The 16413-nt window shown below is 64.7% G+C and carries 20 protein-coding genes; 9 read left to right on the top strand and 11 right to left on the bottom strand.

Annotated features, from left to right (window positions below; genetic code table 11):
* Nucleotides 1-346: 346 nt before the first annotated feature.
* From Y882_RS15965 to Y882_RS15980, 4 genes are all read right to left on the bottom strand, one after another.
* Nucleotides 347-775 carry an organic hydroperoxide resistance protein gene (locus tag Y882_RS15965; protein ID WP_046972943.1) on the bottom strand — a complete coding sequence of 143 codons (429 nt, stop codon included), beginning with the start codon at nt 773-775 and terminating at the stop codon, nt 347-349.
* A 3-nt stretch (nt 776-778) separates the two neighbouring features.
* Nucleotides 779-1237, bottom strand: a complete 459-nt coding sequence (locus tag Y882_RS15970; protein WP_046972944.1) for a MarR family winged helix-turn-helix transcriptional regulator — start codon at nt 1235-1237, stop codon at nt 779-781.
* A gap of 129 nt (nt 1238-1366) precedes the next feature.
* Nucleotides 1367-1939, bottom strand: coding sequence for a C40 family peptidase (locus Y882_RS15975; RefSeq protein WP_082121151.1), 573 nt, complete (start codon nt 1937-1939; stop codon nt 1367-1369).
* Nucleotides 1940-2034: 95 nt separating this feature from the next.
* On the bottom strand, nt 2035-3369 hold the full coding sequence (locus Y882_RS15980; RefSeq protein ID WP_211259201.1) for a hypothetical protein: 1335 nt from the start codon (nt 3367-3369) through the stop codon (nt 2035-2037).
* An 80-nt stretch (nt 3370-3449) separates the two neighbouring features.
* Here Y882_RS15980 and Y882_RS15985 point away from each other — a divergent pair, with 80 nt between their 5' ends.
* The 4 genes from Y882_RS15985 to Y882_RS16000 all read left to right on the top strand — a co-directional run bounded on the left by Y882_RS15985 (nt 3450) and on the right by Y882_RS16000 (nt 7403).
* Nucleotides 3450-4709 (top strand): NAD(P)/FAD-dependent oxidoreductase, encoded by a 1260-nt coding sequence (locus Y882_RS15985; RefSeq protein WP_046972947.1) that lies wholly within the window; start codon nt 3450-3452, stop codon nt 4707-4709.
* A gap of 59 nt (nt 4710-4768) precedes the next feature.
* Nucleotides 4769-6115 carry a glutathione-disulfide reductase gene (gene gorA / locus Y882_RS15990; RefSeq protein ID WP_046972948.1) on the top strand — a complete coding sequence of 449 codons (1347 nt, stop codon included), beginning with the start codon at nt 4769-4771 and terminating at the stop codon, nt 6113-6115.
* Nucleotides 6116-6159: 44 nt separating this feature from the next.
* Complete coding sequence (gene hutG / locus Y882_RS15995; RefSeq protein WP_046972949.1) at nt 6160-6942, top strand: N-formylglutamate deformylase; 783 nt, start codon at nt 6160-6162, stop codon at nt 6940-6942.
* 197 nt (nt 6943-7139) lie between these two features.
* Complete coding sequence (locus tag Y882_RS16000; protein ID WP_046972950.1) at nt 7140-7403, top strand: hypothetical protein; 264 nt, start codon at nt 7140-7142, stop codon at nt 7401-7403.
* Nucleotides 7404-7535: 132 nt separating this feature from the next.
* Here Y882_RS16000 and Y882_RS16005 read toward each other — a convergent pair whose 3' ends face one another.
* The 7 genes from Y882_RS16005 to asnS all read right to left on the bottom strand — a co-directional run bounded on the left by Y882_RS16005 (nt 7536) and on the right by asnS (nt 13701).
* On the bottom strand, nt 7536-7955 hold the full coding sequence (locus Y882_RS16005; protein ID WP_046972951.1) for a RidA family protein: 420 nt from the start codon (nt 7953-7955) through the stop codon (nt 7536-7538).
* Nucleotides 7952-8620, bottom strand: a complete 669-nt coding sequence (gene can, locus Y882_RS16010; RefSeq protein ID WP_082121152.1) for a carbonate dehydratase — start codon at nt 8618-8620, stop codon at nt 7952-7954. Before can ends, Y882_RS16005 begins: the two co-directional genes overlap by 4 nt.
* A 13-nt stretch (nt 8621-8633) precedes the next feature.
* Nucleotides 8634-10085 (bottom strand): aldehyde dehydrogenase, encoded by a 1452-nt coding sequence (locus tag Y882_RS16015; protein ID WP_046972952.1) that lies wholly within the window; start codon nt 10083-10085, stop codon nt 8634-8636.
* Between the two features lie 143 nt (nt 10086-10228).
* Nucleotides 10229-11017 carry an SDR family oxidoreductase gene (locus tag Y882_RS16020; RefSeq protein ID WP_046972953.1) on the bottom strand — a complete coding sequence of 263 codons (789 nt, stop codon included), beginning with the start codon at nt 11015-11017 and terminating at the stop codon, nt 10229-10231.
* A gap of 25 nt (nt 11018-11042) precedes the next feature.
* Nucleotides 11043-11357: a hypothetical protein gene (locus Y882_RS16025; RefSeq protein WP_046972954.1), complete on the bottom strand. Its 315-nt coding sequence runs from the start codon at nt 11355-11357 to the stop codon at nt 11043-11045.
* A 38-nt stretch (nt 11358-11395) separates the two neighbouring features.
* The gene (locus tag Y882_RS16030; protein WP_046972955.1) at nt 11396-12277 is read right to left on the bottom strand and encodes a MalM family protein; all 882 of its coding nucleotides are present in this window, start codon (nt 12275-12277) and stop codon (nt 11396-11398) included.
* A gap of 8 nt (nt 12278-12285) precedes the next feature.
* Entirely contained in the window at nt 12286-13701 is a 1416-nt protein-coding gene (gene asnS, locus Y882_RS16035; protein WP_046972956.1) for an asparagine--tRNA ligase, read from the bottom strand.
* A gap of 134 nt (nt 13702-13835) precedes the next feature.
* On the opposite strand from asnS, the gene Y882_RS16040 reads away from it, so the two are divergent.
* The 5 genes from Y882_RS16040 to Y882_RS16060 form a co-directional block, all read left to right on the top strand.
* On the top strand, nt 13836-14162 hold the full coding sequence (locus tag Y882_RS16040; protein ID WP_046972957.1) for a HesB/IscA family protein: 327 nt from the start codon (nt 13836-13838) through the stop codon (nt 14160-14162).
* A gap of 169 nt (nt 14163-14331) precedes the next feature.
* The gene (rpsF, locus tag Y882_RS16045) at nt 14332-14769 is read left to right on the top strand and encodes a 30S ribosomal protein S6 (protein WP_046972958.1); all 438 of its coding nucleotides are present in this window, start codon (nt 14332-14334) and stop codon (nt 14767-14769) included.
* A 14-nt stretch (nt 14770-14783) separates the two neighbouring features.
* On the top strand, nt 14784-15014 hold the full coding sequence (rpsR, locus tag Y882_RS16050; protein WP_017462785.1) for a 30S ribosomal protein S18: 231 nt from the start codon (nt 14784-14786) through the stop codon (nt 15012-15014).
* Nucleotides 15015-15122: 108 nt separating this feature from the next.
* A complete protein-coding gene (gene rplI / locus Y882_RS16055; RefSeq protein ID WP_046972959.1) occupies nt 15123-15572 on the top strand; it encodes a 50S ribosomal protein L9 in 450 nt (149 codons plus the stop codon).
* A gap of 194 nt (nt 15573-15766) precedes the next feature.
* A partial coding sequence (locus tag Y882_RS16060; protein ID WP_046972960.1) for a DnaB-like helicase N-terminal domain-containing protein occupies nt 15767-16413 on the top strand: 647 nt, incomplete at its 3' end.

The raw sequence follows: 16413 nt of genomic DNA on the forward strand, positions 1-16413 counted from the left end.
CATACGGGGACCCCAAGAGCCAAAAGCCTCGAGCTAAAGCCGAGGGTTCGCCGTTTGCCGTTCCCCTGTAGGAGCGCACCTTGTGCGCGACCGCGGCGCGTGGGTGTACCGCTCCGTTGGTTGGTCGCGCACAGGGTGCGCTCCTACAAGGGTTTCGCACGCCGTGGCACGGCTTCAAGGTTGCGACCGCTCTTTGTGGGAGCGCACCCTGTGCGCGACGCCTACGAAGCGAAATCTCCAGGCCCGCAGATCGCACACATCGCTGCTGCCGACTTGCATCGACACACCCCACAAACAACAACGGCACCTCGCGGTGCCGTCATCATTTCCAACCTGGAAGGACAGATCAGACCAGCGTGATCTCCACATCCACATTGCCGCGCGTCGCATGCGAGTACGGGCAGATGTCACGGTGCGCGGTGTCGACGAGTTCCTGCGCCACGGCGCGATCGATGCCCGGCAAGTTCACTTCCAGCTTCACGGCGATACCGAAACCCGTCGGTTCGCGCGGACCAATGCCCACGTGTGCGGTGACCGAAGCATCCTTCAGCGTCACGTTCTGCTGGCGCGCCACGAAGCGCACGGCGCCTTCGAAGCAGGCGGCATAACCGGCGGCGAACAACTGTTCGGGGTTGCTGCCCTGGCCACCCGGACCGCCCAGGCCCTTGGGTACGACCAGCTGCAGGTCGAGCACGCCGTCGTCGCTCTTGGCGTGGCCTTCGCGGCCGCCGTGCACGGTGGCGGTGGCGGTGTAGAGAATCTTGCTGATGTTCATGCCTTAGTCCTCGCTTGGGGAGAGTTGGATCTGTCGGGTGAGTCGCTTCAGTTCATCGCGCAGCGTTTGCATCTGATCGAGCGAGAGCTGCATGCATTGCGCGAGACATTCGGGGATGCCGCTGGCCTTGTCGCGTAGCGCCAGGCCGGCGTCGGTGAGATGGATATCGACGACGCGCTCGTCTTCCTTGCGGCGCTGGCGTGCCACCAGGCCGGCGCCCTGCAGGCGCTTGAGCAGGGGAGTGAGCGTTCCGGAATCAAGCTGGAGGCGCTGGCCCAGTTCGCTCACGGTGAGCCCGTCGCGTTCCCACAGCACCAGCATCACCAGGTACTGCGGATAAGTCAGGCCCAGCGGCTCGAGCAGCGGCCGATACAGCCCCGTCACCGAGCGCGACGCGGCATACAGCGCAAAGCACAGTTGCTGGTCGAGCAGGAGCTGGTCGGGGGTCGGTTGCCGTTTCATGAGGCAAATCCTAAGCGCAAAATTAAATTGTGTACAATTCAATTTTTCAATCGCAACGATAGGCGGAGCCTAAGGCGCCCCGGGATTGCTGGGTGTGAAGGGCTCAGCCTCAGCCCGGCGAGCGCCAGGTCAGTCGAGCAGGCGCTTGCCGAACTCGAAATGGTCGCGCCAGTACGGGCCGTCGATGTCGTCCAGCCGCACCGTGCCGCCGCTGTTGGGCGCATGCACAAAGCGGCCCTTGCCTACGTAGACACCCACGTGGCTGATGCCGCCCGAACCACCGAAGAAGACCAGGTCACCGCTCATCAGCTCGGTCATCTGACGCACCCGCTCGCCGCTCAGCTGCGACATTTCACGGGAGCTGTGGGGCAGGGTCAGGCCAGCCGCATTGCGGTAGATGTAGTCGACCAGCCCACTGCAATCGAAGCCGCCGTCGGGCGTATTGCCGCCCCAGCGGTAAGGCGTGCCGACCAGGGCGATGGCGCGGAACAGCACGTCGTTGGCCGTGCCCGTGGCACCACTGGGAGCGCGAGCCGGGAGGTTGGCCAGGGAGGAGCGGGAATCCTTGTACGTGGGCTCCGGGCGCCGGCTGCTGCTGGCGCAAGCGGCGAGCATCAAGACTGCACCGACGACCAGGGCGCGTTGCGCCATACGCCACCATGCCAAGCGCGCACAGGCAGGAGGGGCGAATTGGGGGCGCATCTCGTCTTCCTTGGTCTTGAGACGAGCCCGAGGTTATCAAATCAATAAGTTGGAAGAAAGTTCTAAGTGATCGCTGGAAGTGAAGTCTAGGCCCTTCATGAGCCAGGCTTCTCCACGGTGATGCGCCGCTCGTTGAGCTTGCGGCCTTCCCGGTCGCGGCTGCTGAGCTTGTACTCGCCTGGCCACAGGTAGAGCGAGTTCATCACGTTGTCGGTCAGCAGCACGTAGCGATCGGCCGGGATGGCGTCGTCGCTCTCGTTGGCGTAGCGGGCTTCCACGATGCAGGGGAACTGGCGCTGGCACATGTCGCTGGAGATCACCCGGGTCTGCCGGGTGCCGCCCAGTTCCAGCCAGTGGGGGCGGCGCTGGTGGCCGGAGCGCGGCAGGATCACGTCGACGTCGTGGCGATCCGGATCCGACGCCCACACGCTGCCGTTCTGGCGGCTGAGCAGCACCGATGGCTTGTCCACCGGGAAGGCGGCGGACAGCTGGTTGTACAGATCCGTCTTCGGCATCGGGCCGATGTCCCGCCAACGGGTCTGGTCGATGGACAGCGGATCGAATCCGGTGAGCTGCTTGAGCTGCATCGCCATCGGCTTGATGGTCTTGCCCAGGTTGCCGACCGCCTTGTCGATATGCGCATAACCGGCATGCACGAACAGGCGCGCCTTGGGGTCGTTCTTGAACACCTGGCGATAAAGCAGCTGCGCCTGGCCTGATTCGCGGTCGGCCAGGGCATCGGCATCGGACTCATAGGCAATCACCTTGAAGCCCAGCCGTATCGCCTCGCGGATGATCTGCCCGTAGATCGGTTCGTGCAGATACTCGCTGCCACTGCTGGCCACCGGATAGCCGCGCTTCATGAGCTCAGTGTCGCCGTTGGCCAGCGCTTCGGCGGCGAAATAGGTGAAGCCTTCCGCGCGCAGCTTCGGCAACAAGGCCAGCGTGAGCTCGCGCGTGTGGGCGTCGTGGTGCGCTTCGTTGATCAGCACGATGCGCCGGTCCGTGGTCAGCTTGGCGATCTCGGTCACCGCGTCAGCGGTCACCCAGTCGGCCGGCGTGGGCAGGGTCACCGGCGTCTGCACGCGGTTGTCGAACGGAAAGTCGTTGATCGCTTCGTCGTAGAAGCCGAGCTCGTCCTCGACCGTGGCCAGCAGCTGCTGGTCGATCAGGCGATCGTCCTTGGTGAGCTGCGGCATCACTTCGCGCAGGTACAGGTAGCGCGCCAGGTCGTTCTTGATGTGCGCGGTTTCAGTGAACAGGTCGCGACTCACGGCCGTGGCCGACGATGCCGTGGTCGGCCCCTCGGGTTGGGCGGCCGTCTGGGTCGGCGCGGGCTGCTGCTTGGCGGCCTGCGCTTGCACCCCAACTGACGCACACGCAGCAAGCACCACCGTGCAGCGCATCGCCAAACGCCACCGTACCAACATCCTGCTGGACTGCTCTGACGTTCCCATCGCACTAATCTCTCAAGGTTAGGAGTGGGTCATGGCGACGCTACAATAGCCCGATGGATGATTCACGCAGTGATGTGCTGGTTCTCGGCGGCGGCGTCATCGGCCTGGCCTGTGCCTACTACCTGCTGAAGTCCGGGGCTACCGTGCGCGTTCTGGAGCAGGGTACCCCGGGCTGCGGCAGTTCGCACGGCAATTGTGGAACGATCACGCCCAGTCACGCGGCCCCCCTGGCCATGCCGGGCATGTTTGGCCTGGCCTTGCGCTCGATGCTGCGGGCCGATGCGCCGCTCTACCTCAACCCTCGCTTTGATGGCCCGCGCCTGCGCTGGCTGCTCGGCTTTGCCCGTCACTGCAACTGGCGCGATTTCGAACATGCCGCGCGGGCACGTTCGGCCGTCCTGCAACGCTCGCGCGGACTGCTGGCGGACCTGGTGCGCGAGGAGCGCTTCGACTGCGAGTTCGGGGAAGAAGGCGAGCTGTATGTGTACCGCTCGGCGGCGGCCCTGCAGGCTGACGAGCGCCACCATGCCCAGGTGCTCGATCGCCTGGGTGTGATGGTGGAGCGCTTGAGCGGAGATGACGTGGAAGCTCGCGAGCCCGCACTGAAACCGGGTGTCGCTGGCGGGCTGTTCCATCCGGACGATGCACGCCTGCGGCCGGATCGCTACGCCGCCGAACTTGCCCGCCGCGTGACTGAGCTCGGCGGCAGCATCGAATCGGGTGCACGCATCGACGGCTTTGAGCGGCAGGGCGATCGCATCGGGCAGGTGCGCACGACACGCGGCGTGTTTCATGGCGAGCGTGTCGTGATGGCGCTCGGTGCCTGGTCGCCGCTGACGGCGAGCTCGCTCGGCCTGCGGCTGCCGATGCAGCCGGGCAAGGGTTATTCGATCACTTATTCGCGTCCCGCCATCGCGCCGCGTCACTCGCTGGTGCTGCGCGAAGCCGCCGTCTGCGTCACCACCTGGGACAGCGGCTTCCGGCTGGGCAGCACCATGGAATTTTCCGGCTATGCCGAGGGCCTCAATCGCACGCGCCTTGACGCCTTGCGTCGCGGCGCCGCGCAAGGGCTGCACGTGCCCGAAGGGCCGGAACTGAAGGAGGAATGGTGGGGCTGGCGACCGATGAGCGTGGACGAGGTGCCCATCATCGGCCCCAGCTCGCGCTGGTCCAATCTCACCTTGGCCACGGCGCACGGCATGCTCGGCGTGAGCATGTCGGCGGCCACCGGTGAATTGGTGGCGTCGATGCTGGGCGGCGCTGCGCCAGCGATCGATCCCACGCCGTACGCACCATCGCGCTTTGGTGTGTGATCTTGACGCGGCCTGCTCGCAGACTCGCTTAACTTCATTGGCGCAAACCGGAGAGCGGCATGGCCGAAACGTTTGATCTGATCGTCCTGGGTGGTGGTTCGGGTGGCCTGGCGACGGCATTCCGCGCGGCGCGTCACGGCGCCCGTGTCGCCTTGCTGGAACCCAACGCACTGGGCGGCACCTGCGTCAATGTCGGTTGCGTGCCGAAAAAGGCGCTCTGGTTCGCCGGCCAGCTGGCGCAGGAGCAGCGGCTCGCGGTCGATTACGGCTTTGCGTCCCAGCCCGGCGCGCTGGACTGGGAACATTTCCGCCAGCTGCGCCAGCATTACATCGACGGCATCCGCCATCGATATGCGATGGGCCTGGAAGAAGGCCGCATCCAGGTGTTCACCGAATCCGGGCGGTTCGTGTCCGCCAACACCATAGCCACCTCCTGCGGGGAAGAATTGCGCGCGCCGCAGATCGTGATTGCCACCGGCGGTCGTCCGCATCGGCTGGACATACCGGGCTTCGACCTGGGCATGGTGTCCGATGACATTTTCGCGCTGCGCAGCTTGCCCAAGCGCATCGCCGTGATCGGCGCCGGCTATATCGCCATCGAATTCGCCGGACTGCTCAATGCGCTCGGCAGCGAGGTGACGCTGCATGTGCGCAATCGCATGCTCACCAGCTTCGATGCGGAACTGGTCGATGCGCTGGAGCAGCACATGTGCGATGCGGGCATTCGCATCACCCATCAGGTCAAAGTGACGGGCCTGCATCGCGATGGCGAAAACCTGATGATCGACGATGACGTCAATGGTCCATGCGGCCCGTATGACGCCGTGTTGTGGGCGATTGGCCGCGTACCCAACAGCGACCGGCTGGATCTCGATGCCGCCGGCGTCAACGTCGACGAATGGGGCCATATCGTCACTGACGCCTGGCAGGCCACCAATGTCGAGGGCATCTTCGCCGTCGGTGATGTCACCGAGCGCCCCGAACTCACGCCGGTGGCGGTGGCAGCGGGCAGGCGACTGGCCGATCGGCTGTTCGGTGGCAAACCCGACAGCCGGCTCGACTACGACAATATTCCCAGTGTCGTCTTCGCCGAACCGCCGCTGGCGATCGTGGGGCTTACCGAAGCGCAGGCGCGCGAATTCCACGGTGACAAGGTGCACGTCCACCGTGCGAAATTCACGCCCATGAAATGGGGCGTGGCCGGGCGCAAACATCCGACCCTGATGAAGGTCGTGACCGAAGGCGATGACGAACGCGTGGTGGGCATCCACGTGCTCGGCACGGGCGCCGACGAAATGCTGCAGGGCTTCGCGGTCGCGCTGAAAATGGGCCTGCGCAAGCGGGATCTGGAAGACACCATCGCCATCCATCCGAGTTCGGCCGAAGAACTGGTGTTGATCAACTGATCGAGCCAACGTCGGCTTTCCCCGCGCCACGGTAAACTTCACGCATGACTGCCACTTTCACGCTACATCGCGGCACCGCGCCGCTGCTGATCAGCCTGCCGCACGATGGCAGCCATATTCCCGATGACATCGCCGCGCGCATGCGGCCGGACGCGCAACGCTCGGTCGATACGGATTGGCATGTCGGGCGCCTTTACGAGCCACTGGCCAAGGCGCTGGGTGCGAGCGTGATCCGTCCCGTCGCATCGCGTTATGTGGTCGACCTCAATCGCCCTGCGGACGGGCATGCCTTGTATCCCGGCAAGCGCGAGACCGGTCTGGTCTCCACCATTGGCTTCGATGGCGAGCCGCTTTACCTCGATGGAGCTGAACCGACCGCCGAAGAAATACAACGTCGGGTAAACGTGTACTGGCGTCCGTATCACGACGCGCTGTCGCAAGAACTTGAACGTCTGCGTGCTGCTCACGGCCGCGTGGTGCTGTGGGACGGACATTCCATCCGCAGCCGCGTGCCCATGTTGTTCGAAGGCCAGCTACCCGACTTCAACCTGGGCACGGCCGAGGGCGCGAGCTGCTCGGCGGCCCTGCAGCAACAGCTCAAGGATGTGCTGGAAACCCAGTCCCGCTATAGCTTCGTGGTGAATGGCCGCTTCAAGGGCGGCTATATCACGCGCCATTACGGGCAGCCTGCTACCGGCGTGCAAGCGGTGCAACTGGAGCTGTCGCAGATCAATTACATGGACGAAGACAGCTTCGCGTATGCGGAGGCCGCTGCTGTGCACGTGCAGGAGACCATCGCGCGCCTGCTGGCGCTGTGCGTGGCGTGAGCGCAAAAACATTCGACGCTTGTTAGGGTCTTGCAATGTCAAGACGCGAGCTGCGGAAATCTCGCGCGCATGCCGGAAAAATCCAGTTCCTGGCTGCTGCCAAACGTGCGATGTTTTGCCCGTCGCGATGCACGGATCGGCCATTCCGATCGGCGCGCGGCACGAACATCAGGCTCCTTACGTCGAGGCTCACACACATGCGCAAGTTCGCGATCGCTTCCCTGCTCGTAGCGGGTATGGCTTTCACCGGTTCCCTCCTGGCTCAGGACGCAGCCCCGCAGCCTGCGCCTGCTGCACCCGCTGCCGCCAAGCCTGCATCGGCCACGCCAGCTCCGGCAGCCAGCTCGTCGCACAAGCACAAGAAGAGCAAGGACAACAACGGCCAGCCCAAGCCCAAGGGCAGCAAGTCCGCCAAGCGCACGGCCAAGTCCACGCTGCCGCAGACTGAAGCCAGCCACTGAGGCTGAGAAAAACAAAAGCCCCGGCGCGAGCGCCGGGGCTTTTTTTGTGCAGATGAGAGTGAATTTGCAGAAGTGAGTGAAGAGGAGCGAGGAGTGAGAGCGAGCCTTCTCTCACTGCTCACTCCTCTCCACTTACTCCTTGATTGCAGCTATGCACTTCAGCTCGATGGCAATCGGCGTGGGCAGCGCAGTAATGCCCAGCGTCGTGCGACAAGCGTCGACCCCCGTGAAGTATTCCGCATAGAGCTTGTTGTACGCGGGGAAATCACGCGCCATGTCGGTAAGAAACACCGTCACGTCGACCAGGTCCTCCCAGCGTGCGCCGCTCGCTTCGAGCACAGCGCGCACATTGGCGAACACCTGCCGGCACTGCGCTTCGATGTCGTAATCCACCACCTTGCCGGCAGCGTCGTAGACATTGCCGGGTATCGCATTGCTGCCTGGCGTGCGCGGACCTACGCCGGAAAGGAACAACAAATTGCCCACGCGCCGAGCGTGCGGATAGGCGCCCACGGGCGCCGGAGCCTGATCGGTGCGGACGATGCCGCTCATCGATTGAACTCGGGGATCGTGCCCAGGCGCTGCATGGCGTGCTCGTAGGCAGGCTTGAGCCCTTCTCGCGAACTCACGTGCATGCCCAGGTCGTTCACGTGGCCATCGAACAGGCTGTAGCACCAGGCGTGCACGGAGAGATTCTGTCCGCGCTCCCACGCGTCCATCACCATCGTGGTGTGGCACACGTTGACCACCTGTTCCATCGCGTTGAGTTCGCACAGGCGGGCATTGCGCAGGTTCATCAGGTCGATCGAGGTGAGCAGCTGCTTGTGCTTTTGCGCGACGTCGCCGACATGACGCAGCCAGTTGTCGACCAGGCCCAGGCGGCGGTCGTCGAGCACCGCCTGCACGCCGCCGCAACCGTAATGGCCGACCACCAGGATGTGCTCGACCTTGAGCACGTCGACCGCGAACTGGATCGTGCTCAAGCAATTGAGATCGGTATGCGACACCACGTTGGCGACATTGCGCTGCACGAAGATGTCGCCTGGCGGCAGGTCCACGATCTGCGTGGCCGGCACGCGCGAATCGGAGCAGCCGATCCACAGGTACTTCGGCGCCTGCTGCTGGGCAAGGCGTTCGAAGAAGCGCGGGTCCTGATCGACCATGGCGGCGGACCACTGGCGATTGCTGTCGAGCAGATTCTGCAGGGGACTTTTCACGATGGCGCTCTCTTCAATAACGAATGCAAATGTTCTTGGGCTCGGTGAAGAAGCGCAGCGCTTCGGTGCCGCCCTCGCGACCGAGACCCGATTGTTTGGTGCCGCCAAAGGGCGTGCGCAGATCGCGCAGCAGCCAGCAGTTGGTCCACACGATGCCGAAATCCAGCTGCGCGCCGAAGCGGTGCGCGCGCGACAGATCGCGCGTCCACACCGAGGCGGCCAGGCCGTAACCGGTGCCGTTGGCGATGGCGAGCGCTTCGGCTTCGTCCTCGAACGGGATCAGCGTGACCACGGGCCCGAAAATTTCCTGCTGGTTGGTCGCGGTGCTGTTGCTCAGGCCTTCGATCACCGTCGGCGCGACGAACCAGCCGTCGGCGCAGCGACCGTCCACCGTCACGGCTGCACCGCCGCAGAGTATGCGGCCGCCTTCGTCGCTGGCGGTGGTGATGCAGCCCATCACCTTGTCGAAGTGTTCGCGCGAGACGAGCGCGCCAAGATCGCTGGCGCCGTCGTTCGGATCGCCCACCCGCAGCGCCTGCACGCGGGCGAGGTAGCGCTCGCGGAAGGCGTCGTAGATGGAACGCTGCACCAGCAGACGCGAACCGCACAGACAGATCTCGCCCTGATTGGCGAAGCCCGAGCGCACGATGGTGTCGAGGTTGGCATCGCTCAGGTCGGCGTCTTCAAACACCACGGCGGGATTCTTGCCGCCCAGCTCCAGCGAGACCTTCTTGAATTGCGGCGCGGCCACGGCGGCAATCTGCGCGCCGGTGCGCGTGCTGCCGGTGAAGGACACGGCCTTGACCAAGCGGTGCTCCACCATCGCCTGGCCCACGGTCGGACCGCGGCCCTGCACGATATTGAACACGCCGGGCGCGAAGCCGGCCTCGATGCTCAGCTCACCCAGCAGGGCGGCCGTGCAGGGCGTGATCTCCGAGGGCTTGGCCACGACGGTGTTGCCGGCCGCGAGCGCCGGGGCGATCTTCCAGCTGAACAGATACAGCGGCAGGTTCCACGGACTGATGCAGGCGACCACGCCCAGTGGCTGGCGCAACGTGTAGTTGATTGCGCCGGCTTCCATCGCATGGGACTCGCTGCCCCAGCTGATGATGGCGGCGGCGAAGAAGCGCAGGTTGGAGATCGCGCGGGGAATATCGAGCTTGCGCGCCTGGCTCAGCGGCTTGCCGCTGTCGCGCGATTCCAGCGCGACGAATTGCTCCATGCGCGCTTCGATCAGATCGGCCAGCCGATACATCAGGCTGGCGCGCTGCTCGGCGGGCGTGGCTGCCCAGCCGGGCGCGGCGCGCGTGGCGGCTGCGACGGCTTCGGCAACGTCTTCGGCGGTGGAGTCGGGACAGTGCGCGAAGACCTGGCCGGTGGCCGGTTCGAACACGTCCAGCCAGCGATCATGTCGCGGCGCCTGAAGGCGGCCGTCGATCAGGTTGGCGAGGCGCAAGGTAGGCATCTGCGCAAGCTTAAGGCCTGCGGGCTCCGATTGCACCGGACGGTGGCGTATGCCGTTTTTGAATCACTGTGGGAGCGCACCCTGTGCGAGACGGCTTCGCCGTGTCGCGCACAGGGTGCGCTCCCACAAGGGTCGGTCCCAGATCAACTCAGCGAACGGGTCCGTCCGCCATCCACGGCGATGCTGACGCCATTGACGTACGCCGCCGCCGGCGTGCACAGGAAGGCGATCACGGCGGCGACTTCGGACGCTTCACCGAAACGGCGTGCGGGCACAGTGGCGAGCATGGCCTTGGCCACTTCGTCTTCGCTGTTGCCGCTGCTGCGTACGCGTCCGGCCAGCACCTCATCCAGCCGCGCCGTACGGGTATAGCCCGGCAGCACGTTGTTGACGGTGATGCCGTCTGCGGCCAGCTCGCCTGACAGCGTCTTGGCCCAGCCTGCCACCGCGGCACGCACGGTATTGGACACGCCCAGCCCCATGATCGGTTCCTTCACCGAAGTGGAAATGACATTGACGATGCGGCCATAGCCGCTGGCACGCATGCCCGGCAGCAGCGCCTGCACCAGCGTCTGGCCGGCCAGCAGATGCTGGCGGAAGGCGTGCTCGAACGCCTCGGCGGTCGCGCTATGCGCCGGGCCGCCCGGTGGGCCGCCGGTGTTGTTGATCAGGATTTCCATCGGCTGCGCCGCCACGATATCCGCCAGCGCGTCGCGCAATGCATCGGTCTGCGTCATATCGACCGCAAACCAGCGGTGCTGCTGGCCGTGCTTGCGCGGCAGTGCATCCGTCGCGGCCTTCAGCGCATCCGCCGAGCGCGCGAGCAGGGTGACGCTGGCGCCCAGCTCGGCCAGCTCCACGGCGCTGGCGCGACCGATGCCCTGCGAGGCGCCGCACACGAGCGCGTGTCGTCCACTCAAATCCAGCTGCATGGAATGCTCCTTTGAGGAGTGACGGTTAGCGCGCGGTCCATTGCACGGCGAGGGCGGCGAACCAGCACAGCCATGCGGCCCACAGACTGTAGCGCCAGACCAGGCGCCAGCGCGTGACGCTGTTGTCTTCCAGTGCGGGCAGCACCGGCGAGCGCAGCGCAAGCTGCAGGCGCAGCCACGTGCGCACGGCATTGGTGGGCTGGCCGTCGGCTTCGGCGATGATCTTCCACTCGTTCGGATGCCGGCGGCGCAGCAGCGAGGCGATGAGGTACTGCGAGCCGAAATGCAGCAGGAAACAGATGACGCCGGCCGAAAGCAGTGAGAGATAAAGCGGAAGCATGCCGAGTCCGTGGTGGGTGATGGTGGGGCGACCCGAACTCAGCCGTTGGTCGAGTTATTGGTGGCCGACGTAGCGTCGTTGTTGCTGGAGCCGTTCGACGTCGCGGGAGCCTTCGGTGCCTCGGACTTCTTGCTGTCGTTGCCGATGCCCGGCAGCGGCAGTGCCTCGCGCAACGTGCTCAGCACGCCGTTGCCTTGTTCGGGCTTGGCGCAGATCGCGTTGTTGACGGCGTCCTGGTAGGTCTTGTCCATCATGCCGATCCACACGGTGCCGTCCGGCCCGTGCGGCACCTTGAAGGTGCCGGCCGCGGCCATTTTTACCGGTGCCTCCGCCGAGAATGCTGCCGGCGACTGCTCCCAGTAAGTGCTGCTCGATTGCTGCTTGGCCGAGCTGTACAGCACCAGGTAGCGCGCACGCTTGTCGGTGATGTCCACGCTGCCGAACGCGCCGGTGGTGGCATCGGTCCAGCCCATGTGTTCGCACAGGCTCACGTCCTTGCTGTCGATCGGCTGGAACGCGTCGTCCAGCACTACCAGGGTCGGCGCGAACAGATAGCTGGCGCGCAGCCAGCGGCCGTTCAATTCCGATTTCACCGCCACGCGGTACGGCAGCTGCGATTCGCGCGGCAGGCTGAAGCTCAGGAAGTAACTGCGGTCGCCGTTGAGGTTGGCCACCATGCTGCCCGGTCCCAGCGCGAACTTCTTCGGCTGCCAGGGCAGGGCGTCCTGGTAGGAGAAATCGGCAAAGGTGGTGCAGCAGGGGGTGGCCTGCTGCAGGGCCTGCTTCGCCTGATCCAGGCTGCCGTTGCCGCTCTCCGGTGGACGCAGATTCGGCGGCACCAGCGCTTTCACGCTATGGCAGCCGCTCGCCAGCACGGTGAGCGCGAACAGGGCGGTGGCAGTGATCAGTCGATAACGCATGAGGGATCTCAAAATTCGGCTGTACCCGCCGCACGCGGGAAGGGAATGGCATCGCGGATATTGGACAGGCCGCACACATAGACCAGCAGGCGCTCGAAGCCCAGGCCGAAGCCGGCGTGCGGCACCGTGCCATAGCGGCGCAGGTCACGGTACCAGCCGTAGGTGGCCGGATCGAGTCCGAACTGGGTCATGCGGCGGTCGAGGTAATCCAGGCGCTCTTCGCGCTGCGCACCGCCGATGATCTCGCCGATGCCCGGAGCAAGCACGTCCATCGCGGCGACAGTTTTGCCGTCGTCGTTGAGGCGCATGTAGAACGCCTTGATCTGCTCGGGGTAGTTCATCACCACCACCGGGCGGCCGACGTGCTTCTCGGCGAGATAGCGCTCGTGCTCGGTCTGCAGGTCGATGCCCCAGGCAACCGGGAATTCGAACTTCTGCCCGGACTTCTTGAGGATCTCCACCGCCTCGGTGTAATCGATGCGCTCGAACGGTTCGGCAATAAAGGCTTCCAGACGGCTGATCGCATCGGGCTGCACGCGCTCGGCGAAGAACGCCATGTCGTCCTGGCGCTCATCCAGCACCGCCTTGAAGATCGCCTTGAGGAAGCCCTCGGCGCAGTCGGCATTCGCGTTGAGATCGGCGAAGGCGATTTCCGGCTCCACCATCCAGAACTCGGCCAGATGGCGCGGCGTGTTGGAGTTCTCGGCGCGGAAGGTCGGGCCGAAGGTGTACACCTTGCTCATCGCCAGGCAGTAAGCCTCCACGTTGAGCTGGCCGGACACGGTCAGGAACGCTTCGCGGCCGAAGAAATCCTTGCGGAAATCGATCTTGCCGTCCGGCGTGCGCGGCAGGTTGGCCAGGTCCAGCGTGGACAGGCGGAACATGTCGCCGGCGCCTTCCGCATCGGACGTGGTGATGATCGGCGTATTGATCCAGAAGAAGCCCTGCTCGGTGAGCCAGCGATGGATCGCCGTCATCATCGTGTGGCGCACGCGGGTCACGGCGCCGAACAGGTTGGTGCGCGGGCGCAGGTGGGCCACTTCGCGCAGGAATTCCATCGAGTGCTGCTTGGGCTGGATCGGATAGGTTTCCGGATCGTCGACGAAGCCGGTGACGGTGACGCCCGTCGCCTGGATCTCGAAGCTTTGGCCCTTGCCCTGCGAAGCGACCAGCGTGCCGGTGACGATCACGCCCGCGCCGGCGGTGAGGTGCTTCACCTCGCTCTCGTAGTTGGACACCTCGCTGGTGACCACGGCCTGGATGGGGTCGAAGCAGGAGCCGTCGCTCACATTGACGAACGACAGGCCCGCCTTGGAGTCGCGCCGGGTGCGGACCCAGCCGCGCACGGTCACGGTGCTGCCGGCATCGATGCTGCCGGAGAGAGCCTGCTTCACGCTCGATAGAATCGGGCTAACCGCCGTCATTGGATTGAAACTCCTGCTGGGTGCCGGCATATCGGCACGTAAGACGAACCTTGCATGATAATCTACAGGCCGTTCAGGTTCGACCCTTCACGTCTGATTTCGGACAATCTCTCCTTCCGGTAGTTGCAACGCCCATGACCATCACCATCACGCCCGCCGCCAGCGAACGCATGCGCTCCTTCCTTGCCGGCACGCCCCATGCCGCGGGTGTGCGCTTTGGCGTGAAGAAGACCGGCTGCTCCGGTTTCGGCTATGTGGTGGACCTGGCCCAGGTGGTGGGCGAGGGCGATGAGACGGTGGAAGTGGATGGCGTGAAGCTGATCGTCGACGGCAAGAGCATGCCCCTGATCGACGGCACTGTGATCGACTTCCAGCGCCAGGGTCTCAACGCCAGCTTCGTCTTCCACAACCCCAACGCCACCGGCGAATGCGGTTGCGGCGAGAGTTTCACCGTCGGCTGAGACCCGGTGCACGGGGGCGGATTGTCATCCGCTTGCCCCAAATCCCTGAAATCCCTTACACTTCCGCTTCTGTCCAAGCCGCCAAGGCATGGATGGAACCTTGCCTCACCGCATAGTGCGGGAGGCTGCCAGGCCTGAAAGGGCCGCATCCACAAGGAGTTACCACACGATGTCCCTGCGACATTACGAAGTCGTGTTTCTGGTCCACCCTGACCAGAGCGAACAGGTTCCGGCCATGATCGAGCGCTACAAGGCGCTGATCGAGACCGACGGCGGCAAGATCCACCGCCTGGAAGACTGGGGCCGCCGCCAGCTGGCGTATCCCATCGTGAACCTGGCCAAGGCTCACTACGTCATGCTCAACATTGAAGTGAGCCAGAACGCGCTGAACGAGCTCGAGTCGGGCTTCCGCTTCAACGACGCCGTGCTGCGCCACCTGGTGGTTCGCCGTGACGAAGCCGATACCGAGCAGTCCTTCATCCTGAAGTCCAAGGAAAAGGATGACGCCAAGTCCTCGCGTCGCCGCGATGACGACAGCGATGGTGATGAGCGTCCGGCACGCCGTGACCGCGAAGACCGCGACAACGATCGCGACAGCGACGACTGATCAGGAGCACAGACATGTCCAAGTTCTTCCGCCGCCGCAAGTTCTGCCGCTTCACGGCCGAAAAAGTCAAAGAGATCGATTACAAGGATCTCAACACCCTGCGCCAGTACGTGACCGAGAACGGCAAGATCGTTCCGTCGCGCATCACCGGCACCAAGGCTCGCTACCAGCGTCAGCTGGCGACCGCGATCAAGCGCGCTCGCTTCCTGGCCCTGCTGCCGTACACGGATAACCACGACGTCTAAGTCGTGCTTTGCTTCCTCTCCCCTCCGGGGAGAGGGAGCAAAAGAAGACCTTCGGACAACCGTCCAGGCTGCGCCGGGCCACACCGGTGCTAACGAAAAGGAATACCCATGGAACTGATTCTTCTCGAAAAAGTCCGCAACCTCGGCAACCTTGGCGACAAGGTCAATGTGAAGCCGGGTTATGGCCGTAACTACCTGCTGCCGCAGGGCAAGGCCGTGCCGGTCACCGCCGCCAACCTCGAAGCCTTCGAGAAGCGCCGCGCCGAGTACGAAGCCAAGGCTGCCTCGCAGCTGTCCGGCGCCGAAGGCCGCAAGGCCAAGCTGGAAGGCGTGTCGGTGACCATCGCCGCCAACGCCAGCCCGGAAGGCAAGCTGTACGGCTCGGTCGGTCCGCGCGAAATCTCCGAAGCTCTCGAGGCTGCCGGTCATGACGTGCACAAGGGCGAAGTGATCCAGGGCGAAGGCCCGATCCGCCACACCGGCGAGTTCGAGGTCGTGATCGCTCTGCACGCCGACGTGCAGACCCAGATCAAGGTGATCGTGGTCGGCGAAAAGTAAGCCGCCCCATCGCCAGCAAGTCCCAGACGGGCGCCTCCGGGCGCCCGTCTGCTTTTTGGGGTTCGCAGGCGGTTTATCCACAACGAACCACAGCTTATCCACAGGGTTATTGTCTCGTCGCCTGCGATGGCGCCGCGTATGCTCTGTATCCAGCACGCCGCCGGCAATGCAGCCATCCGCTGCGAGGAATCTCGATGTCCTTCGTTTCCGATCGTTCCGACCGCCCCGAGCGCCGCGGTCGTTCCGAGCGCAAACCTTTGTCCAACATCGATGCACTGCGTGTACCGCCGAACTCGATCGACGCGGAACAAGCGGTGCTGGGCGGCCTCATGCTGTCGCCCGATTCGCTGGACAAGGTGGCCGACCGCCTCGCCGAGCAGGATTTCTACCGCAAGGACCACCGCCTGATCTGGCGCGCCATCACCGAGCTGGCGGGCAAGGGCATGCCGTGCGATGCGGTGACGCTGGGCGACTGGTTCGAGGCTAATGGCCTGGCCGACATGGTCGGCGGCGCGGCGTATCTGATCGAACTGGCGAACACCACGCCGAGTGCGGCGAACATTGCCGCCTACGCGGAAATCGTGCGCGAGAAGTCGGTGCTGCGCCAGCTGATCGACGCCGGCACCGGCATCACCGAGGACGGCTACCAGCCCGATGGCATGGGCGTGCAGGAGGTGCTGGAGCGCGCCGAGCAGGCCGTGTTCAAGATCGCCGAGTCCGGTGCGCGCGGCAAGAAAGACACCGTGTCGATGCGCGAGGCGGTGAAGGATGCGTTCCGCATCCTCTCCGAGCGCTTCGAGAACAAGGGCCAGCTCACCGGCATCTCCACCGGTTTTTCCGA

This window comes from Dyella japonica DSM 16301 (assembly GCF_001010355.1).
Classification (GTDB): Bacteria; Pseudomonadota; Gammaproteobacteria; order Xanthomonadales; family Rhodanobacteraceae; genus Dyella; species Dyella japonica.

Bases quoted from the DNA above. Each gene is read 5' to 3' on its own strand.
- Y882_RS15965 (WP_046972943.1), bottom strand. From the start codon at position 775: ATGAACATCAGCAAGATTCTCTACACCGCCACCGCCACCGTGCACGGC.
- Y882_RS15970 (WP_046972944.1), bottom strand. From the start codon at position 1,237: ATGAAACGGCAACCGACCCCCGACCAGCTCCTGCTCGACCAGCAACTG.
- Y882_RS15975 (WP_082121151.1), bottom strand. From the start codon at position 1,939: ATGCGCCCCCAATTCGCCCCTCCTGCCTGTGCGCGCTTGGCATGGTGG.
- Y882_RS15980 (WP_211259201.1), bottom strand. From the start codon at position 3,369: ATGTTGGTACGGTGGCGTTTGGCGATGCGCTGCACGGTGGTGCTTGCT.
- Y882_RS15985 (WP_046972947.1), top strand. From the start codon at position 3,450: ATGGATGATTCACGCAGTGATGTGCTGGTTCTCGGCGGCGGCGTCATC.
- gorA (WP_046972948.1), top strand. From the start codon at position 4,769: ATGGCCGAAACGTTTGATCTGATCGTCCTGGGTGGTGGTTCGGGTGGC.
- hutG (WP_046972949.1), top strand. From the start codon at position 6,160: ATGACTGCCACTTTCACGCTACATCGCGGCACCGCGCCGCTGCTGATC.
- Y882_RS16000 (WP_046972950.1), top strand. From the start codon at position 7,140: ATGCGCAAGTTCGCGATCGCTTCCCTGCTCGTAGCGGGTATGGCTTTC.
- Y882_RS16005 (WP_046972951.1), bottom strand. From the start codon at position 7,955: ATGAGCGGCATCGTCCGCACCGATCAGGCTCCGGCGCCCGTGGGCGCC.
- Y882_RS16015 (WP_046972952.1), bottom strand. From the start codon at position 10,085: ATGCCTACCTTGCGCCTCGCCAACCTGATCGACGGCCGCCTTCAGGCG.
- Y882_RS16020 (WP_046972953.1), bottom strand. From the start codon at position 11,017: ATGCAGCTGGATTTGAGTGGACGACACGCGCTCGTGTGCGGCGCCTCG.
- Y882_RS16025 (WP_046972954.1), bottom strand. From the start codon at position 11,357: ATGCTTCCGCTTTATCTCTCACTGCTTTCGGCCGGCGTCATCTGTTTC.
- Y882_RS16030 (WP_046972955.1), bottom strand. From the start codon at position 12,277: ATGCGTTATCGACTGATCACTGCCACCGCCCTGTTCGCGCTCACCGTG.
- asnS (WP_046972956.1), bottom strand. From the start codon at position 13,701: ATGACGGCGGTTAGCCCGATTCTATCGAGCGTGAAGCAGGCTCTCTCC.
- Y882_RS16040 (WP_046972957.1), top strand. From the start codon at position 13,836: ATGACCATCACCATCACGCCCGCCGCCAGCGAACGCATGCGCTCCTTC.
- rpsF (WP_046972958.1), top strand. From the start codon at position 14,332: ATGTCCCTGCGACATTACGAAGTCGTGTTTCTGGTCCACCCTGACCAG.
- rpsR (WP_017462785.1), top strand. From the start codon at position 14,784: ATGTCCAAGTTCTTCCGCCGCCGCAAGTTCTGCCGCTTCACGGCCGAA.
- rplI (WP_046972959.1), top strand. From the start codon at position 15,123: ATGGAACTGATTCTTCTCGAAAAAGTCCGCAACCTCGGCAACCTTGGC.